Source organism: Streptomyces fulvorobeus (genome assembly GCF_013167895.1).
GTDB classification, from domain to species: Bacteria; Actinomycetota; Actinomycetes; order Streptomycetales; family Streptomycetaceae; genus Streptomyces; species Streptomyces fulvorobeus.
On record NZ_BLWC01000001.1, the window covers coordinates 2,575,470 to 2,590,019 of the forward strand.

11 protein-coding genes and 1 pseudogene are annotated in these 14,550 nt (G+C 72.6%); 2 read left to right on the forward strand and 10 right to left on the reverse strand.

The annotated features are described in order from the left end of the window. Positions 1 to 4 precede the first annotated feature (4 nt). Positions 5 to 292, forward strand: coding sequence for a hypothetical protein (locus Sfulv_RS11580; RefSeq protein WP_173313610.1), 288 nt, complete (start codon positions 5 to 7; stop codon positions 290 to 292). A gap of 37 nt (positions 293 to 329) precedes the next feature. Here Sfulv_RS11580 and Sfulv_RS11585 read toward each other — a convergent pair whose 3' ends face one another. The 10 genes and pseudogenes from Sfulv_RS11585 to rsmI form a co-directional block, all read right to left on the reverse strand. Next, positions 330 to 1,025, reverse strand: a complete 696-nt coding sequence (locus Sfulv_RS11585) for a helix-turn-helix transcriptional regulator (protein WP_173313611.1) — start codon at positions 1,023 to 1,025, stop codon at positions 330 to 332. A gap of 239 nt (positions 1,026 to 1,264) precedes the next feature. Next, positions 1,265 to 2,990 (reverse strand): annotated as a pseudogene (locus tag Sfulv_RS11590) (outer membrane protein assembly factor BamB family protein). A 55-nt stretch (positions 2,991 to 3,045) separates the two neighbouring features. Continuing rightward, complete coding sequence (locus tag Sfulv_RS11595) at positions 3,046 to 4,860, reverse strand: outer membrane protein assembly factor BamB family protein (RefSeq protein WP_173313612.1); 1,815 nt, start codon at positions 4,858 to 4,860, stop codon at positions 3,046 to 3,048. Positions 4,861 to 5,135: 275 nt separating this feature from the next. Then, on the reverse strand, positions 5,136 to 6,953 hold the full coding sequence (locus Sfulv_RS11600; protein WP_173313613.1) for an ABC-F family ATP-binding cassette domain-containing protein: 1,818 nt from the start codon (positions 6,951 to 6,953) through the stop codon (positions 5,136 to 5,138). A gap of 132 nt (positions 6,954 to 7,085) precedes the next feature. Next, the gene (locus Sfulv_RS11605) at positions 7,086 to 7,991 is read right to left on the reverse strand and encodes a 4-(cytidine 5'-diphospho)-2-C-methyl-D-erythritol kinase (protein ID WP_173313614.1); all 906 of its coding nucleotides are present in this window, start codon (positions 7,989 to 7,991) and stop codon (positions 7,086 to 7,088) included. Continuing rightward, positions 7,988 to 8,872: a 16S rRNA (adenine(1518)-N(6)/adenine(1519)-N(6))-dimethyltransferase RsmA gene (rsmA, locus tag Sfulv_RS11610; RefSeq protein WP_173313615.1), complete on the reverse strand. Its 885-nt coding sequence runs from the start codon at positions 8,870 to 8,872 to the stop codon at positions 7,988 to 7,990. Before rsmA ends, Sfulv_RS11605 begins: the two co-directional genes overlap by 4 nt. Next, positions 8,869 to 10,299 (reverse strand): resuscitation-promoting factor, encoded by a 1,431-nt coding sequence (locus Sfulv_RS11615; protein WP_173313616.1) that lies wholly within the window; start codon positions 10,297 to 10,299, stop codon positions 8,869 to 8,871. The genes rsmA and Sfulv_RS11615 overlap by 4 nt, the downstream gene beginning before the upstream one ends. A 54-nt stretch (positions 10,300 to 10,353) precedes the next feature. Continuing rightward, positions 10,354 to 11,220 (reverse strand): TatD family hydrolase, encoded by an 867-nt coding sequence (locus Sfulv_RS11620; protein ID WP_173313617.1) that lies wholly within the window; start codon positions 11,218 to 11,220, stop codon positions 10,354 to 10,356. A 54-nt stretch (positions 11,221 to 11,274) separates the two neighbouring features. Beyond that, the gene (locus Sfulv_RS11625; protein ID WP_173313618.1) at positions 11,275 to 11,631 is read right to left on the reverse strand and encodes a hypothetical protein; all 357 of its coding nucleotides are present in this window, start codon (positions 11,629 to 11,631) and stop codon (positions 11,275 to 11,277) included. Positions 11,632 to 11,809: 178 nt separating this feature from the next. Then, a complete protein-coding gene (rsmI, locus tag Sfulv_RS11630) occupies positions 11,810 to 12,691 on the reverse strand; it encodes a 16S rRNA (cytidine(1402)-2'-O)-methyltransferase (RefSeq protein WP_173313619.1) in 882 nt (293 codons plus the stop codon). A gap of 53 nt (positions 12,692 to 12,744) precedes the next feature. Between rsmI and Sfulv_RS11635 the strand changes: the two genes are divergently transcribed. Continuing rightward, positions 12,745 to 14,511, forward strand: a complete 1,767-nt coding sequence (locus Sfulv_RS11635; RefSeq protein ID WP_173313620.1) for a dolichyl-phosphate-mannose--protein mannosyltransferase — start codon at positions 12,745 to 12,747, stop codon at positions 14,509 to 14,511. The last annotated feature ends 39 nt before the right edge of the window (positions 14,512 to 14,550 follow it).

Here is a 14,550-nt window from a genome sequence, read left to right on the forward strand (position 1 = left end):
CACCATGTCCGACCTGCACAAGGAAGTCTCCGCACTGGAGCGCCAGTCCGCGACCGCGGCCCGGCTCTTCGACATCCGGAGGATCATCGGCGGCCTCTTCGTGGTCTACGGAGTGATCGTCACCATCGCCGGGATCAACCCCTCCGAAGCCGACCTGAAGAAGGCCGAGGGCGTCCACATCAACCTCTGGACCGGCCTCGCCATGCTGGCGCTCGGGCTGTTCTTCCTGGTCTGGATGAAGCTGCGTCCGGTCGTCGCACCGGCCGGGGTGGCGAAGCCGTCCGGCGACTGACGCCCCGCGCCCGCCGCAGGGGCCGGACCTCACCCGCTCAGGCGGGGAGGACCGGCCCCTGCCGCGCGTCCGGGACCGCCCGGTCCAGCAGCCCGGTACGGGCCGCGAGCGCCGCCGCCTCCAGGCGCGAGCCGACCCCCAGCTTCATCAGGACCCGCTGCACATGCGTACGCGCGGTGCTCGACGCGATCCCCATCCCGGCCGCGATCAGCCGGGTGTCCTCGCCCTCCGCGACCCGCACCAGCACCTCGACCTCGCGCGGGGTGAGCATGCGCAGCAGCCGCTGGCCCTCGTCGTCCGGCTGCACCGCCGGGTTGAGCAGCTCCGCGAACGCCGCCCTGAGCAGCTGCGGCGCGACCGCCGCCTCACCGGCCCTGGCCTTGACGATCGCCCGTTCGACGCCCTCGATCCGCTCGTCGTGGCGGACGTACCCGGCGGCCCCCGCCGCGAACGCCGCCGCGATCCCGCGCGGGCTCGGCACCGGGCCGAGCACCACGACCGCCACCTGGGGGCGCTCCCGTCCGATCCGGACGATCGGATCGAAGGTGCCGGGTTCCGCGGGCGCCGCCGTACCGAACAGACAGACCTCCGGGGCCCTGCTGACGACCAGTTCGGCCGCCCCGGACGTCGGCGCGGCCGCCGCGAGCACCCGGTGCCCGCGCAGTTTCAGCGCCGAGGCGAGTGCCTCGGCGAGCAGTCGGTGATCGTCGACCACCATGAGCCGCACGCTCATCGAGCAACCCCCCATGTACCCCTGTATGCCCCTGCGAGCCCGGCCCCCCGGCCGTGACCCGGCAAGCTACACGCTTGGCCGACCTCGCGCGCCCCCTAGCCCCAGAAGCGTCCGAGAATGCCGGATTCTGCTTGCCCCAGGGGCACTTGGCGGTCGGAAAACGACCGGCCCTGCCGGTCGGCTGATCGACCGGCAGGGCCGTGGGCGTCCGTCCGCCGGGGCGGGCGTGACAGCGGGAGTCAGCTGGTGCGGAAGGAGACGACGAGGTACTCCTTGTCGCCCAGGGAGCTCTCGCGCGGCTCACTGATCATCGTCTCGGACATGAACAGCTGTCCCTTGGAGTAGATGACCTCGGAGTAGTCCCCGGAGAAGCTGCTCTCCGCGTCACGGACCGCCTCGTCGGCCGGGTTCTCCATCAGCAGCGTCTCCTTGAAGGTTCCGCCGTCGATGGAGACGATCTGCCCGCCCTTGTCGTACGGGGGCTGCTTGTACGCGATGACGTCGGCGCCGTCCATCCGCAGCGGCGTCAGCGTGTAGCGGTCGCCCGCGTCCGCCTTGCCGCCGACCAGCTTGCCGGTGGTCAGGTCGAAGGCGACGATCTCGTTGGTGTCGCCGTACTCGCCACCGCCCTCGTGCTCCTCGGTCGGCACGTACAGCCGGTTGTTGCCGACGACGAGGTGCCGGCAGGTCTCGACCTTGGTGGAACCGCAGCGGGCCGCGTACTTGTCCGCGTCGGCCGAGATCCGCACGAGCAGCTTGCCGGTGGCCGCGTCGATGGAGAAGAAGTCCGAGATGCCGCTGCCGTCACCGGCGGTGTCGCCGACGTCGGCGGCGACGACCAGCGGCTTGGTGGAGACGATGCTCGCGTACTCGACGCCCGGCGGCATCTTGTACGAGGAGACCGGAGCGCCCGTGGTCGGGTTGAGCGCCTGGATGGTCAGCTGCGGGTCGTCGTACGAACCACACTTGCGGACCGTGGCCAGGGCCTCGCCGCCGCCGTAGCCCATGTCGTAGCAGCCGTCCGCCTCGGCCGTCGGCTTCCACAGCTCGGCGCCCGTGGTGAGGTCGAACGCGGCGCCGCCGCTGGTACCGCCGGCGGCGACCGTGGTGCCACTGACCGTGACCTCGTCGAACCTGACGGGCTCGTCGCCCCCGGTGGCCGCGGTGACCGACTTGCTCCAGAGCAGCTTGCCGGTGGCCAGGTCGAGCGCGCCGACCTGGTTGCAGGGCTGGTACTTCTTCGCCTTGGTCGGCTTGCCCGCCTCGAAGACGACGGCCGTCTTGAAGTCCTTGCTCATGTGCCTGGACGCGGAGCAGACCTGGCCGGGCAGCGGGACCGACCAGAGCTTGGTGCCCTTGACGGGGTCGTAGCCGACGATCTCGTACACGCCGGTCTTGACGTACGCCTTGTCGGTGAGCCAGGAGCCCGCGACCGACGTGGTGTCGGTGACCTTGGGCTGGGGCAGCTGGAAGCCGACCGCCGACTTGGTGTTCGCCGGTGCCTTCTCGTCGCCGCCGCCGAGGCCGCCGCTCTCGCCGCCCTTCTTCTCGCCGCCGCTCGCACCGGCCGAGGACGCCTCGGTGCCGGTGCCGGTCTTCTCGTCACCGCTGGTGGCCGAGTAGACGACCCCGGCGCCGATGATCAGCACCACGGCCGCGGCCGCCGCGACGATGATCCGCATCTGGGTGGAGAGCCTCCCGCCGTTCCCGGCGGGCTGCCCCGGGTACTGCGGGTGCATGGGCGCCGTCGGGTAGCCGTAGCCCTGCTGCGGGTGCGCGACGGGCGGCGGTCCCTGCGGGTAGCCGTAACCGGGGGGCGCCGGGGGCGCTCCCGGCGGCGGGACCTGCGGGTAGCCGTAGCCGGGGGCTGGGTCGGCTGCTTGTCGAACCCGCCGGGCGGGGGCTCTGCGGGGCGCCGAATCCGCCCTGGGGCGGCTCGTTGGGCGGCTGGGGCGGCTGGGTCATGGAGTGCACACCTCTGGAGGAAGGGGACTGTGGGGTCGGGCGCCGTCGTGAACCGTCACTCGCCGAAGACCATCATGGTCTTCTGCTCCTTCTCCTCCTCGTCGCTGCCGGCGCTGACGCGCCCGCTGAGGATGAAGGAACGGCCGCTCGCGTAGGCGACCTTCGACGAGTAGAAGGTGCTCTCGATACGGGCCGTCGACCGGGGGTGCTGGAGCAGCACGGTGGGCGTGCCACCGGTCGGGGCGAGCGTGGCCACGGCCCCGCCCTTGTCGTACGAGGCGGCCAGGTGGAGCAGCACCTTGCCGCCCTCCATCCGCAGCGGCGCCATGACCCGTCCGGCGGGGGCCGCCGCCTTCCACCTGGGGCTGCCGGTGTTCAGGTTGAAGGCGACGACCTTGTTCGTACGGCTGGTGCCGCTGGAGTCGTCGTCGGTCGCCAGGTAGAGCGTGTTGGCGTCGGCGGCGACTCCGGTGCAGCCTTCGAGCTGCTCACCGAAGATCGAGAAACCGCCGCCGCAGTCGGGCGAGAACGTGTCCTCGGGGTCACCGGCCAGCTGGGAGCGGAGCGTGCCGTTCTCCTTGAGGGCGATGATGGACCACTTGCCCTTCTTGCCCCCGCTCTTCCCCTGCGTGAGCGAGACGACCAGCGGGCTCACCGAGTAGACCTTGTCGACCTTCCAGCCCCGTGCGGGCTTGTACGTCCACTTGGCCTTGCCGGTGACCGGGTCGATCTCCTGGAGCTGGTGCTGCGGGTTCTCGATGTCGTCGGTGCGGCAGCTGCCCGCGGCGATCAGCTTGGGGCCGCCGGCGAACGCGAACGGCTGGCAGGCGCCCGCCGGCTTGCCGAACAGCTCCTTGCCGTCGCTGACGCGGTATCCGTTGGAGTTGCTGGTGCGGCCGACCGTGACGGTGTCCCCGCTGATCGCCAGGCCGATGTCGGACAGCATGTCCCAGGTGCTGTTCTGCTCGACCGTCTTCTTCCAGCCGGCCTTGCCGGTGTTGAGGTCGATCATCTGGAGCAGCGCGCAGTCGGCGCCCTCCTTCGTGCTGTCCTCGACGCCGATGACGAGCTTGCCGTCCGCGGTGGGCTGCGGCGGCGCCGCGCACATGTCGGCGGGCAGCGGCAGGGTCCACTTCTGCTTGCCGTCGGCGACGGAGTAGCCGGAGACCGTTCGGTACATGCCCTTGACGACGGTGTCGCCGACGATCCAGGGGCCGTACACGTCGGCGCCGTTGCGCGGCAGGTCCACGGCGTTCGTCTGGAGCCACAGGACCTTCGCCTCGCCCGGCCTGCGACCGGCGTTCAGGTCGTCGTCGACCGTGCGGCCGTCGCCGTTGCCATCGCCCTCGTCGACCGTGGGGGACGTGCTCGGGGCCGTGCCGGTCGTCTTCTCGGCGACGGGCGGCTTCTTCTCGTCGTCACCGCCGTTCGTCGCGAAGACGGCGCCGCCTATGACGAGCAGCGCGGCGACCGCCCCGCCGATGATCATCGCGGGCCTGCCCCTGAACGGGCTGCCGCCGCCGGGTCCCGCAGGGCCGCCGGGTCCCGCAGGGCCGCCGGGGACGGGCGCGCCGGGGTACTGCTGCTGCGGATAGCCGTAACCGGGCTGCCCTGACGGGCCGTACGGCCCCGGCTGCCCGCCGTAGGGTCCCGGCTGCTGGCCGTAGGGTCCCGGCTGCTGCCCGTACGGGCCGGGCTGCTGGGCGTACGGGCCCGGACTCTGGGCGTACGGCCCCGGGGCATGGCCGGGCGGCGGCGGGGTCTGCGGGGGCTGCCCGGGGGGCGGCGGCGGCTGAGGAGTTCCCTGCGGCGGCTCCTGCGGAGCTCCGAAGCCTCCCTGCGGCGGTTGCTGGCTGGGCGGCTGGGTCATCAGCACGTCCCCCTTCGTGCGGTGCGGTCCGGTGCCCGTTCCGGTCTCCCCCGCGTTTCCGTGGCTGGTATCCCACGGAAAGGAGCGGAGCGGGCATGGGGTCCGCGGTGTTACGACAGTCGAGCGGGGCTTCTTTCTACCACCCGTACCGCTTCGGACACGGGGGCGGTCCGCCCTCTGTTTCCAAGGGAGGACCGCCCCGTGATGCCCTCGTTACGACCCGGCCGGAGTCGGCAGGGATCGGGGGAGGCCGCGCTCCACCGCTGCGGCGGCTGTCAGGCGTCCTCGGCCAGTTCCAGCCAGCGCATCTCCAGCACATCGCGTTCCGCGACCAGTTCGCGCAGCTCGGCGTCGAGCTTCGCGACCTTCTCGAAGTCGGTGGAGCTGGCGGCGATCTGCGCGTGCAGGGTCGTTTCCCTCGTCGACATCTTCTCCAGCTGGCGCTCGACCTTCTGGAGCTCCTTCTTCGCGGCCCGCGCGGCCTGCGGCGAGACGGACTCGGCCGGGGCCTGCCGCACTCCTGAGCCACCGGACGCGGAGGCCGGGGTGGCGGTCTCCTCCATCCGCCGCCTGCGCTCCAGGTACTCGTCGATCCCGCGCGGCAGCATCCGCAGCGCACGGTCACCCAGCAGGGCCATCACCTTGTCGGTGGTCCGCTCGATGAAGAACCGGTCGTGGGAGATCACGATCAACGAACCGGGCCAGCTGTCGAGGAGGTCCTCCAGCTGCGTCAGGGTCTCGATGTCCAGGTCGTTGGTGGGCTCGTCGAGGAAGAGGACGTTGGGCTCGTCCATCAGCAGACGCAGGATCTGGAGCCTGCGCCGCTCACCGCCCGAGAGGTCGCCGACGGGCGTCCACTGCTTCTCCTTGGTGAAGCCGAACTGCTCGCAGAGCTGTCCCGCGGTCATCTCCCGGCCGTTGCCGAGGTCGACGCGGTCACGGACCTGCTGCACGGCCTCCAGCACCCGCAGGTTCGGCTTGAGCTCGGTGACCTCCTGCGAGAGGTAGGCCAGCTTCACCGTCCTGCCGACGACGACCTTGCCCGCGGCGGGCTGTACGTCGCCCTGCGTGCGGCACGCCTCGGCGAGCGCCCGCAGCAGCGAGGTCTTGCCCGCGCCGTTGACGCCGACCAGACCGATCCGGTCGCCGGGGCCGAGCTGCCAGGTGAGGTGGGTGAGCAGCGTCTTGGGTCCGGCCTGGACGGTCACGTCCTCCAGCTCGAACACGGTCTTGCCGAGCCGGGCGTTGGCGAACTTCATCAGCGCGCTGGTGTCGCGCGGCGGCGGCACGTCGGCGATCAGCTCGTTGGCCGCCTCGATGCGGTAGCGCGGCTTGGACGTACGGGCGGGGGCACCGCGCCGCAGCCAGGCCAGCTCCTTGCGCATCAGGTTCTGCCGCTTGCCTTCCTCGGTGGCGGCGATCCGCTCCCGCTCGGCCCGCGCGAACACGTAGTCGCTGTAACCGCCCTCGTACTCGTGGACCGAGCCGCGCTGGACGTCCCACATACGCGTACAGACCTGGTCGAGGAACCACCGGTCGTGAGTGACGCAGACCAGCGCCGAGCGCCGGGTCCGCAGGTGGCCCGCCAGCCAGGAGATGCCCTCGACGTCGAGGTGGTTGGTGGGCTCGTCGAGGACGATCAGGTCGGGCTCGCCGATGAGCAGCTTGGCGAGCGCGATACGGCGCCGCTCGCCACCGGAGAGGGGGGCGATGACGGTGTCCAGGCCGTGCTCGAAGCCGGGGAGCGCGAGACCGCCGAAGAGCCCGGTGAGCACGTCACGGATCTTGGCGCTGCCCGCCCACTCGTGGTCGGCGAGATCGCCGATGACCTCGTGGCGGATGGTCGCCTTCGGGTCGAGGGAGTCGTGCTGGGTGAGGACGCCGAGGCGCAGCCCGCCGTTGTGGGTGACGCGTCCGGTGTCCGCGTCCTCCAGCTTGGCGAGCATCCGGATGAGGGTCGTCTTGCCGTCGCCGTTACGGCCGACCACACCGATCCGGTCGCCCTCTGACACCCCGAGGGATACACCGTCGAGCAGGGCACGGGTGCCGTACACCTTGCTGACCTGCTCGACATTGACCAGATTGACGGCCATTTCACTCCTGCCTGGGGGGTCCCTGCGTCGGGGACCGCTCGAAGTCCCAGGGTAGTCGCCACCGGGAACGCGCCGGCGCGCGGCGACCGGCGTGAGCGAGGACGAGCCACGCGTCGTCCCGTGCCGCTGTCCTTACGGGCGCTGGACCGTCGCCCCCGGCGCCGGGGACACCGCCACCCTCGCGCTCCTGCACGTGCCGGAGGTGATCAGCGCGTGTGCGGTCTTCTCCGCCGACTCCTCGTCCGCCACCAGGAACGCGGTGGTCGGCCCCGAGCCGGAGACCAGGGCGGCCAGGGCGCCGGCCGAGGTGCCCGCCGCGAGGGTGGCGGCCAGCGAGGGGCGCAGGGAGAGCGCGGCGGCCTGGAGGTCGTTGCTCAGGGCGTCCGCGAGCGCGGTGGTGTCCCCGGCGCGCAGCGCGGTCAGCAGCGCGGCGGACGCGGTGGGCTCGGGGACGTCCGTCCCCGCGGTGAGCCGGTCGAACTCGCCGTAGACCGCCGGGGTGGACAGCCCTCCGTCGGCGACCGCGAAGACCCAGTGGAAGGTGCCCCCGACCTCGACCGGGGTCAGCAGCTCACCGCGCCCCAGGCCGAGCGCGGCCCCGCCCACCAGGCTGAACGGCACGTCGCTGCCCAGTCCGGCGCAGAGCGCGAGCAGTTCCTCACGGGAGGCGCCCGTGGACCAGAGCGCGTCGCAGGCCAGCAGGGCGGCGGCACCGTCCGCGCTGCCGCCCGCCATGCCGCCCGCCACGGGGATGTCCTTGTCGATGTGGATGTGCACGTCGGGCGTGCGGCCGTACCGCCCGGCCAGCGCGGTCGCGGCGCGGGCGGCGAGGTTCGTGGCGTCCAGCGGGACCTGCGCGGCGTCCGGCCCCGAGCAGGTGACCGTCAGCCGGTCGGCGGGGGTGACGGTCACCTCGTCGTACAGGCCCACGGCGAGGAAGACGTTGGCCAGGTCGTGGAAGCCGTCGGCGCGTGGGGCGCCGACCGCGAGCTGCGCGTTGACCTTGGCGGGGACGCGGACGGTGACACTGCGGGTCATACGGACGGCTCCGGCGTGCTCTGCGGCTTGTTCTCGGCGATCGCGGCGAACTCCTCGACCGTCAGCGCCTCGCCGCGGGCCTGCGGCGAGACACCGGCCGCGAGGAGGGCGGCCTCGGCGGCGGGCGCGGAACCCGCCCAGCCGGACAGGGCCGCGCGCAGCGTCTTGCGGCGCTGGGCGAACGCCGCGTCGACGACCGCGAACACCTCGGTACGGCTCGCACTCGTCCTGATCGGCTCCGTGCGCCGGACCAGGGACACCAGCCCCGAGTCGACGTTGGGCGCGGGCCAGAAGACCGTGCGGCCGATGGACCCGGCGCGCCTGACGTCGGCGTACCAGTTCGCCTTGACGGACGGCACCCCGTACACCTTGTTGCCCGGCTTGGCGGCCAGCCGGTCGGCGACCTCGGCCTGCACCATCACCAGGGTGCGTTCGATGCTCGGGAAGCGCTCCAGCATGGTGAGCAGGACCGGCACGGCCACGTTGTACGGAAGGTTGGCCACCAGCGCGGTGGGCGGAGGGCCCGGCAGCTCCCGGACCAGCATCGCGTCGGAGTGGACCAGGGCGAACCGGCCGGCGCGCTCCGGCATCCGGGCGGCGACCGTGGCGGGCAGCGCGCCCGCGAGCACCTCGTCGATCTCCACGGCGACGACCCGGTCGGCGGCCTCAAGCAGCGCCAGGGTCAGCGAGCCGAGCCCCGGCCCCACCTCGACCACGACGTCGTCGGGGCGGACCTCGGCGGTGCGCACGATCCGGCGGACGGTGTTGGCGTCGATGACGAAGTTCTGACCGCGCTGCTTGGTCGGGCGTACGCCCAGCTTCGCTGCCAGGTCGCGGATGTCTGCGGGGCCCAGGAGGGCGTCGGGCTCTGTGCTGCTCACCCGCTAAGCCTACGGCCGCAGTGCGGCCACGGACTCGCCCCCCTTTGCGCGTACAGCTTCTGCGCCCGGCGGGTCTGTTCGGCCGCCGGGGCGTCCTGGGGCCTGCCGGTGCCGCCCAGGGAGTGCCAGGTCTGGGTGTCGAACTGGTAGAGCCCGCCGTACGTGCCACTGGGGTCCACGGCGTCCGGGCGCCCGCCGGACTCGCAGGCGGCGAGACCGCTCCAGTTCAGGCCGTCCGCGCGCGGGGCCGGGTCCGGGAGTTTCCTGGTCCCGACGCGGACGATCCGGCTGACCGGTTCGCGCAGGGTCTCCTCGCCGGTCCTGCGCGGTCTGTGCTTGACGCCGTTGACGGTGCGCAGGGCGTAGGTGACCCGCCGGACCCCGTTGCTCCCGTTGCGTTCGACGACCTCCGTACCGGCGGCCAGGGTGGGGTCATCCCTGCGTTCGACGGCGTACGGGACGGTCACCTCGCGCACTTCGCGGGAGTCGGTGATCCGCATGACGGAGATCGTCTGTCCGTCGCGCGGGAAGCTGTCGAGGGGTACGGAGGTGGTGTCCTGGCCCCGCAGCGTGATGCCGGCCTGGGTGACGGCCTCGCGGACGGTGGCGGCGTTGGTGCACAGGGTGCGCTCGCGGCCGTCCGCCATGAACGTGACGGTGCGCTCGGTGCGGATGTCGAGGGCCAGACCGGCGCGGCCGATCCGGGAGGAGCGCGAGGCGGAGAGGTACGCCCCCTCGGCGCGCACCCCGAACTGGCTCAGGGCCTCATCGACCGTCTCGGCGGTGGTCCACACCTGGCGGCGGATGCCGTCGAGGGTGAGGGTGACGGGGCGTCCGTACCGGACGACGATCTCGTCCCCGCTGTCCAGTCCGGTGCCGGGCGCCGGGGCGACCAGGTCGTGTTCACCGACGGCTACGCCCTCGTCCGCGAGGAGTTCGCCGACGTCGTCGGCGAAGGTGTGCAGGGTGCGCGGCTGCCCGTCGACGCTCAGCCGGACGGCCTTGTCGTGGGCGACGAACGCGGTGGTGCCTCCGGCCAGGAAGGCGACGACCAGGGCTTGCGGGACGAGCCGCCGCAGGCCGTCGCCGTTCGCCGCGCTCTTGCGGCGCCTGGTGCCGCGGCCGGTCGCACCCCGGCCGGTGGTGCCCTCCGCCGTGACCGCCTGGCGGGGTACGAGGGGTGTGTCGAGCGCGGTCGGGTCGTGGACGGCCGGGGCCGGCCACGCCCTGCCCGCGAGCGTCGCCTCCTGGTCGAGGGGCGGGCGGGATACGGGGGCGCGACGGCCACGGGCGCGGCCGGTGCGCGCCGGCCGCCGCGCGCCGCACGGTGACTGCCCTGCGAATTGCTCACTACGCTCCAGAGAATCGGCCCTGCGACCCGGATGCGCGGGGACGATAGCGCTTCCGCGGCGACTCTCCAAAGCCATGCGGTGGCATCAGGCCGCCGTGTCGCCGCCCGCCGGGACGGTCCCGGGAGCCGCTCAGTAGTCGAACGCCCGCGCCGTGTTGTCGTTGACCGCCGCCGCGAGGGCGTCCTCACCGACCCCCTTGACCTCGGCCATCGCGCGGAGTGTGACCGGAATCAGATAGGGCGCGTTGGGCCGTCCGCGGTACGGGGCCGGCGTGAGGAAGGGCGCGTCCGTCTCCACCAGGAGCAGTTCCACGGGTGCGACGGCCAGGGCGTCGCGCAGCGGCTGGGCGTTCTTGAAGGTGACGTTGCCCGCGAAGGACATGAAGTATCCGGCGTCCGCGCAGATCCGGGCCATGTCGGCGTCGCCCGAGTAGCAGTGGAAGACGGTCCGTTCGGGGGCGCCCGCGTCGGCGAGGACGCGCAGCACGTCCGCGTGCGCGTCGCGGTCGTGGATGACCAGGGCCTTGCCGTGGCGCTTGGCGATCTCGATGTGCGCCCGGAAGGACTCCTCCTGGGCGGCCATGCCCTCGGGGCCCGTACGGAAGTGGTCGAGGCCGGTCTCGCCGACGCCGCGTACGTGGCCGAGGGCGGCCAGCGCGTCGATCCGGTCGAGTGCGTCGTCGAGCGCGGCCCTGCCGCCCGGCTCCCGGACTCCCTGGCGGGCGGTGCCCTGTGGGTCGCCGTGCACGATGCGGGGTGCCTCGTTGGGGTGCAGGGCGACGGACGCGTGCACGGCGGCGTGGGCCGCGGCGGTGTCGGCGGCCCACTGCGAGCCCGCCACGTCGCAGCCGACCTGGATCACGGTCGTCACGTTGACGGCGGCGGCCCTGGCCAGGGCCTCCTCGACGGTCGAGTCCTGCATGTCGAGGTGGGTGTGCGAATCGGCGACCGGCACCCGCAGGGGCTCGGGCAGCGGCGGGGCTTCCGTACGGCTCATGCCCACGATCGTACGAGGGTCACGGGCGCCGGCTGACTCGCGGTGGCGGCCGGTTCACCGGCGGGGGAAGGGGTGCAGCAGATGGGAGAACCGCCAGTGGTGTGCCGGCTCCGGCCCGGCCGGCGCGGGGGCCGAGGCCGTCCCCTCGGGCAGCTGGGCGCCGAGAAGGCGCTGGACGGTCGAGACCCGGCCGGCCCGCATGATCCGGACGACGTGTGCGCCGCAGTTGGCGCAGGTCGGCCGGGAGAGCGGGGAGGGCACGCGCTCCCCGTCCGCCTTGTAGACGACGAAGGGGCTGCCCGAGCCGTCGACGTGGTGCTCGATCTCGTACGCCTGCTCCCAGCCGTGTCCGCACCGCATGCAGGCGAACGCGTACGCCTCATGGACGGTGGTTGCCGCGATCTCGCTCATACCCTGCTCCTCCTGTCCGCCGGACAAGCACCCCGGGCGGGTCCGGGGAGTGCGTCCCGTTCCTCCAGTGGACGCCTTTCCCGGCGGGAGCGCACCAGGTCGAGCGGGGAGTTGGAGCGGTCTCGGCGTCCTCATGGCCCAGGGGCCCGGTACGCGGCCCGGGCTCTGCCTTCCGGGCTTAAGGGCTGGGGGCGGTTCGAGCCGCGTTCTTCGCCGCCACCACCGCGTCGAACACCTCGCGCTTGGGAAGGCCCGCGTCGGCGGCGACCGCGGCGATGGCCTCCTTGCGCCGCTCCCCCGCCTCCTCGCGCACCTGCACCCTGCGTACCAGCTCCTCGGCGTCCAGGGTCGCGTCGCCCGAGGCGGTGGCGCCCTCGACGACGACGGTGATCTCGCCGCGTACCCCCTCGGCGGCCCAGACGGCCAGCTCGCCCAGCGGACCGCGCTTCACCTCCTCGTACGTCTTGGTCAGCTCGCGGCACACGGCCGCCCTGCGGTCCGCGCCGAACACCTCGGCCATCGCCGCCAGGGTGTCGTCGAGCCGGTGCGGTGCCTCGAAGAAGACCATCGTGCGGCGCTCGGCGGCCACCTCGCGGAGCTTGCCGAGACGTTCGCCCGCCTTGCGCGGCAGGAAGCCCTCGAAGCAGAAGCGGTCCACGGGCAGGCCGGACAGGGCCAGCGCGGTCAGCACCGCCGAGGGGCCCGGTACCGCGGTCACCCTGATGTCCTTCTCCACGGCCGCGGCGACGAGCCGGTAGCCGGGGTCGGAGACGGAGGGCATCCCGGCGTCGGTGACGAGCAGGACACGGGCGCCGCCCATCAGTGCCTCGACCAGTTCGGGCGTACGGGCCGTCTCGTTGCCCTCGAAGTAGGAGACGACACGCCCCGTGGTCTGGATGCCCAGCGCCTGGGTGAGCCGGCGCAGCCGCCGGGTGTCCTCCGCGGCGACGACGTCGGCCGTCGACAGCTCGGCGGCGAGTCGTGGCGGGGCGTCCGCCACGTCGCCGATGGGGGTCCCTGCGAGTACCAGCGTTCCAGTCGATCCAGTCACAGGAGTCATCCTCCCAGCCCGGGCGGCACCCTTCGCACAGATGCGTTCCCTACGATGGCGCGGTGACGAGTACTGCACCCGAAGCGCAGCAGGGCCAGGACGCCGGGGACTCCTACGGTGCGGAGCCGCCTGCCTGGCAGCGGCGGCTGCGCCGCTTCGGCCATGTGCCCAGGCCCGGGACAGGGCTGCGGGACCGGCTGGTGCCGCCGTACACGCGTCCGGGACCCCGGTTCTGGGCGGTGCTCGGGGTGCCGCCGGCCCTGGCGGGCCGGCTGGTGCGCTGGGCCGCGTGGGGCGGGCCGCTGCTGGTGGCGCTGGTCGCCGGGGTGCTGCGGTTCTGGAATCTGGGCGAGCCCGACGCGGTGATATTCGACGAGACGTACTACGCGAAGGACGCCTGGGCGCTCGTCAACCAGGGGTACGAGGGTGCCTGGCCCAAGGACGTCGACAAGTCGATCCTCGCCGACCCCTCCCAGGTGGCGATCCCGGTGGAGCCCGGCTACGTCGTGCACCCGCCGGTCGGCAAGTGGATCATCGGAGCCGGTGAGCACCTCTTCGGCTTCACCCCGTTCGGCTGGCGCTTCATGGTGGCGGTGCTCGGCACGCTGTCCGTGCTGATGCTGTGCCGGATCGGCCGCAGGCTGTTCCGCTCCACGTTCCTCGGCTGTCTGGCGGGCACGCTGCTCGCGGTGGACGGCCTGCACTTCGTGATGAGCCGCACGGCGCTGCTCGACCTGGTGCTGATGTTCTTCGTGCTCGCGGCCTTCGGCTGTCTCGTGGCCGACCGGGACCGGGCGCGCCGCAGACTGGCGGACGCGCTCCCCGTCGACGAGGACGGGGTCACGCGCCCCGACGCCCGCATCGCGGAGACGCTGCGGCTGGGATGGCGGCCGTGGCGGCTCGCGGCGGGACTGATGCTCGGACTGGCCTTCGGGACGAAGTGGAACGGCCTCTACATCCTGGCCGCGTTCGCTGTGATGGCGGTGTTGTGGGACGTGGGCGCGCGCCGCACGGCGGGCGCGGTGCAGCCGCACCTGGCGGTGGTACGCCGGGACCTGCTGCCCGCGTTCCTCTCGACGGTGCCGGTCGCGATCGGCACGTACCTCCTGACGTGGACGGGCTGGATCGTCACGGACAAGGGCTACTACCGGAACTGGGCGGCGACGGAGGGCGACGGCGGCTCGTTCACCTGGCTGCCGGACTGGCTGCGCAGCCTGTGGCACTACGAGTACCAGGTGTACGAGTTCCACGTCGGGCTGACCTCCGGGCACACCTACGAGTCCAACCCGTGGAGCTGGATCGTGCTGGGCCGCCCGGTCTCGTACTTCTACGAGGAGCAGCCGGGCTGCGCGGTGTCGGAGACCGGCAAGTGCGCGCGCGAGGTGCTGGCGATCGGCACCCCGATGCTGTGGTGGGCGTCGTGCTTCGCGCTGCTGTACGTGCTGTGGCGGTGGTTCTTCCGGCGCGACTGGCGGGCGGGCGCGATCGCGTGCGGGGTGGCGGCGGGCTGGGTGCCGTGGTTCTTCTACCAGGAGCGGACGATCTTCCTGTTCTACGCGGTCGTCTTCGTACCGTTCCTGTGTCTGGCGGTGACGATGATGATCGGGGCGATGACCGGCCCCGCCACGGGAACCCTGGACGGGCGGGCCCGGGCGCTGCCCGCCGACGGCCCGCCCGGTGAGTCCCGGCGGGTGCTGGGGGTGGTGGCGGCGGGCGTGCTGGTGCTGCTGATCGTCTGGAACTTCGTGTACTTCTGGCCGCTGTACACGGGCATGTCCATCCCGGAGAACTCCTGGCGCGACCGGATGTGGCTGGACACGTGGGTCTGAGGGAGTGGTCCCGGTCGCACGACGGCCGCCCCCGCCGCT

Bases quoted from the DNA above. Each gene is read 5' to 3' on its own strand.
- Sfulv_RS11580 (WP_173313610.1), top strand. From the start codon at position 5: ATGTCCGACCTGCACAAGGAAGTCTCCGCACTGGAGCGCCAGTCCGCG.
- Sfulv_RS11585 (WP_173313611.1), bottom strand. From the start codon at position 1,025: ATGAGCGTGCGGCTCATGGTGGTCGACGATCACCGACTGCTCGCCGAG.
- Sfulv_RS11595 (WP_173313612.1), bottom strand. From the start codon at position 4,860: ATGACCCAGCCGCCCAGCCAGCAACCGCCGCAGGGAGGCTTCGGAGCT.
- Sfulv_RS11600 (WP_173313613.1), bottom strand. From the start codon at position 6,953: ATGGCCGTCAATCTGGTCAATGTCGAGCAGGTCAGCAAGGTGTACGGC.
- Sfulv_RS11605 (WP_173313614.1), bottom strand. From the start codon at position 7,991: ATGACCCGCAGTGTCACCGTCCGCGTCCCCGCCAAGGTCAACGCGCAG.
- Sfulv_RS11615 (WP_173313616.1), bottom strand. From the start codon at position 10,299: ATGGCTTTGGAGAGTCGCCGCGGAAGCGCTATCGTCCCCGCGCATCCG.
- Sfulv_RS11620 (WP_173313617.1), bottom strand. From the start codon at position 11,220: ATGAGCCGTACGGAAGCCCCGCCGCTGCCCGAGCCCCTGCGGGTGCCG.
- Sfulv_RS11625 (WP_173313618.1), bottom strand. From the start codon at position 11,631: ATGAGCGAGATCGCGGCAACCACCGTCCATGAGGCGTACGCGTTCGCC.
- rsmI (WP_173313619.1), bottom strand. From the start codon at position 12,691: ATGACTCCTGTGACTGGATCGACTGGAACGCTGGTACTCGCAGGGACC.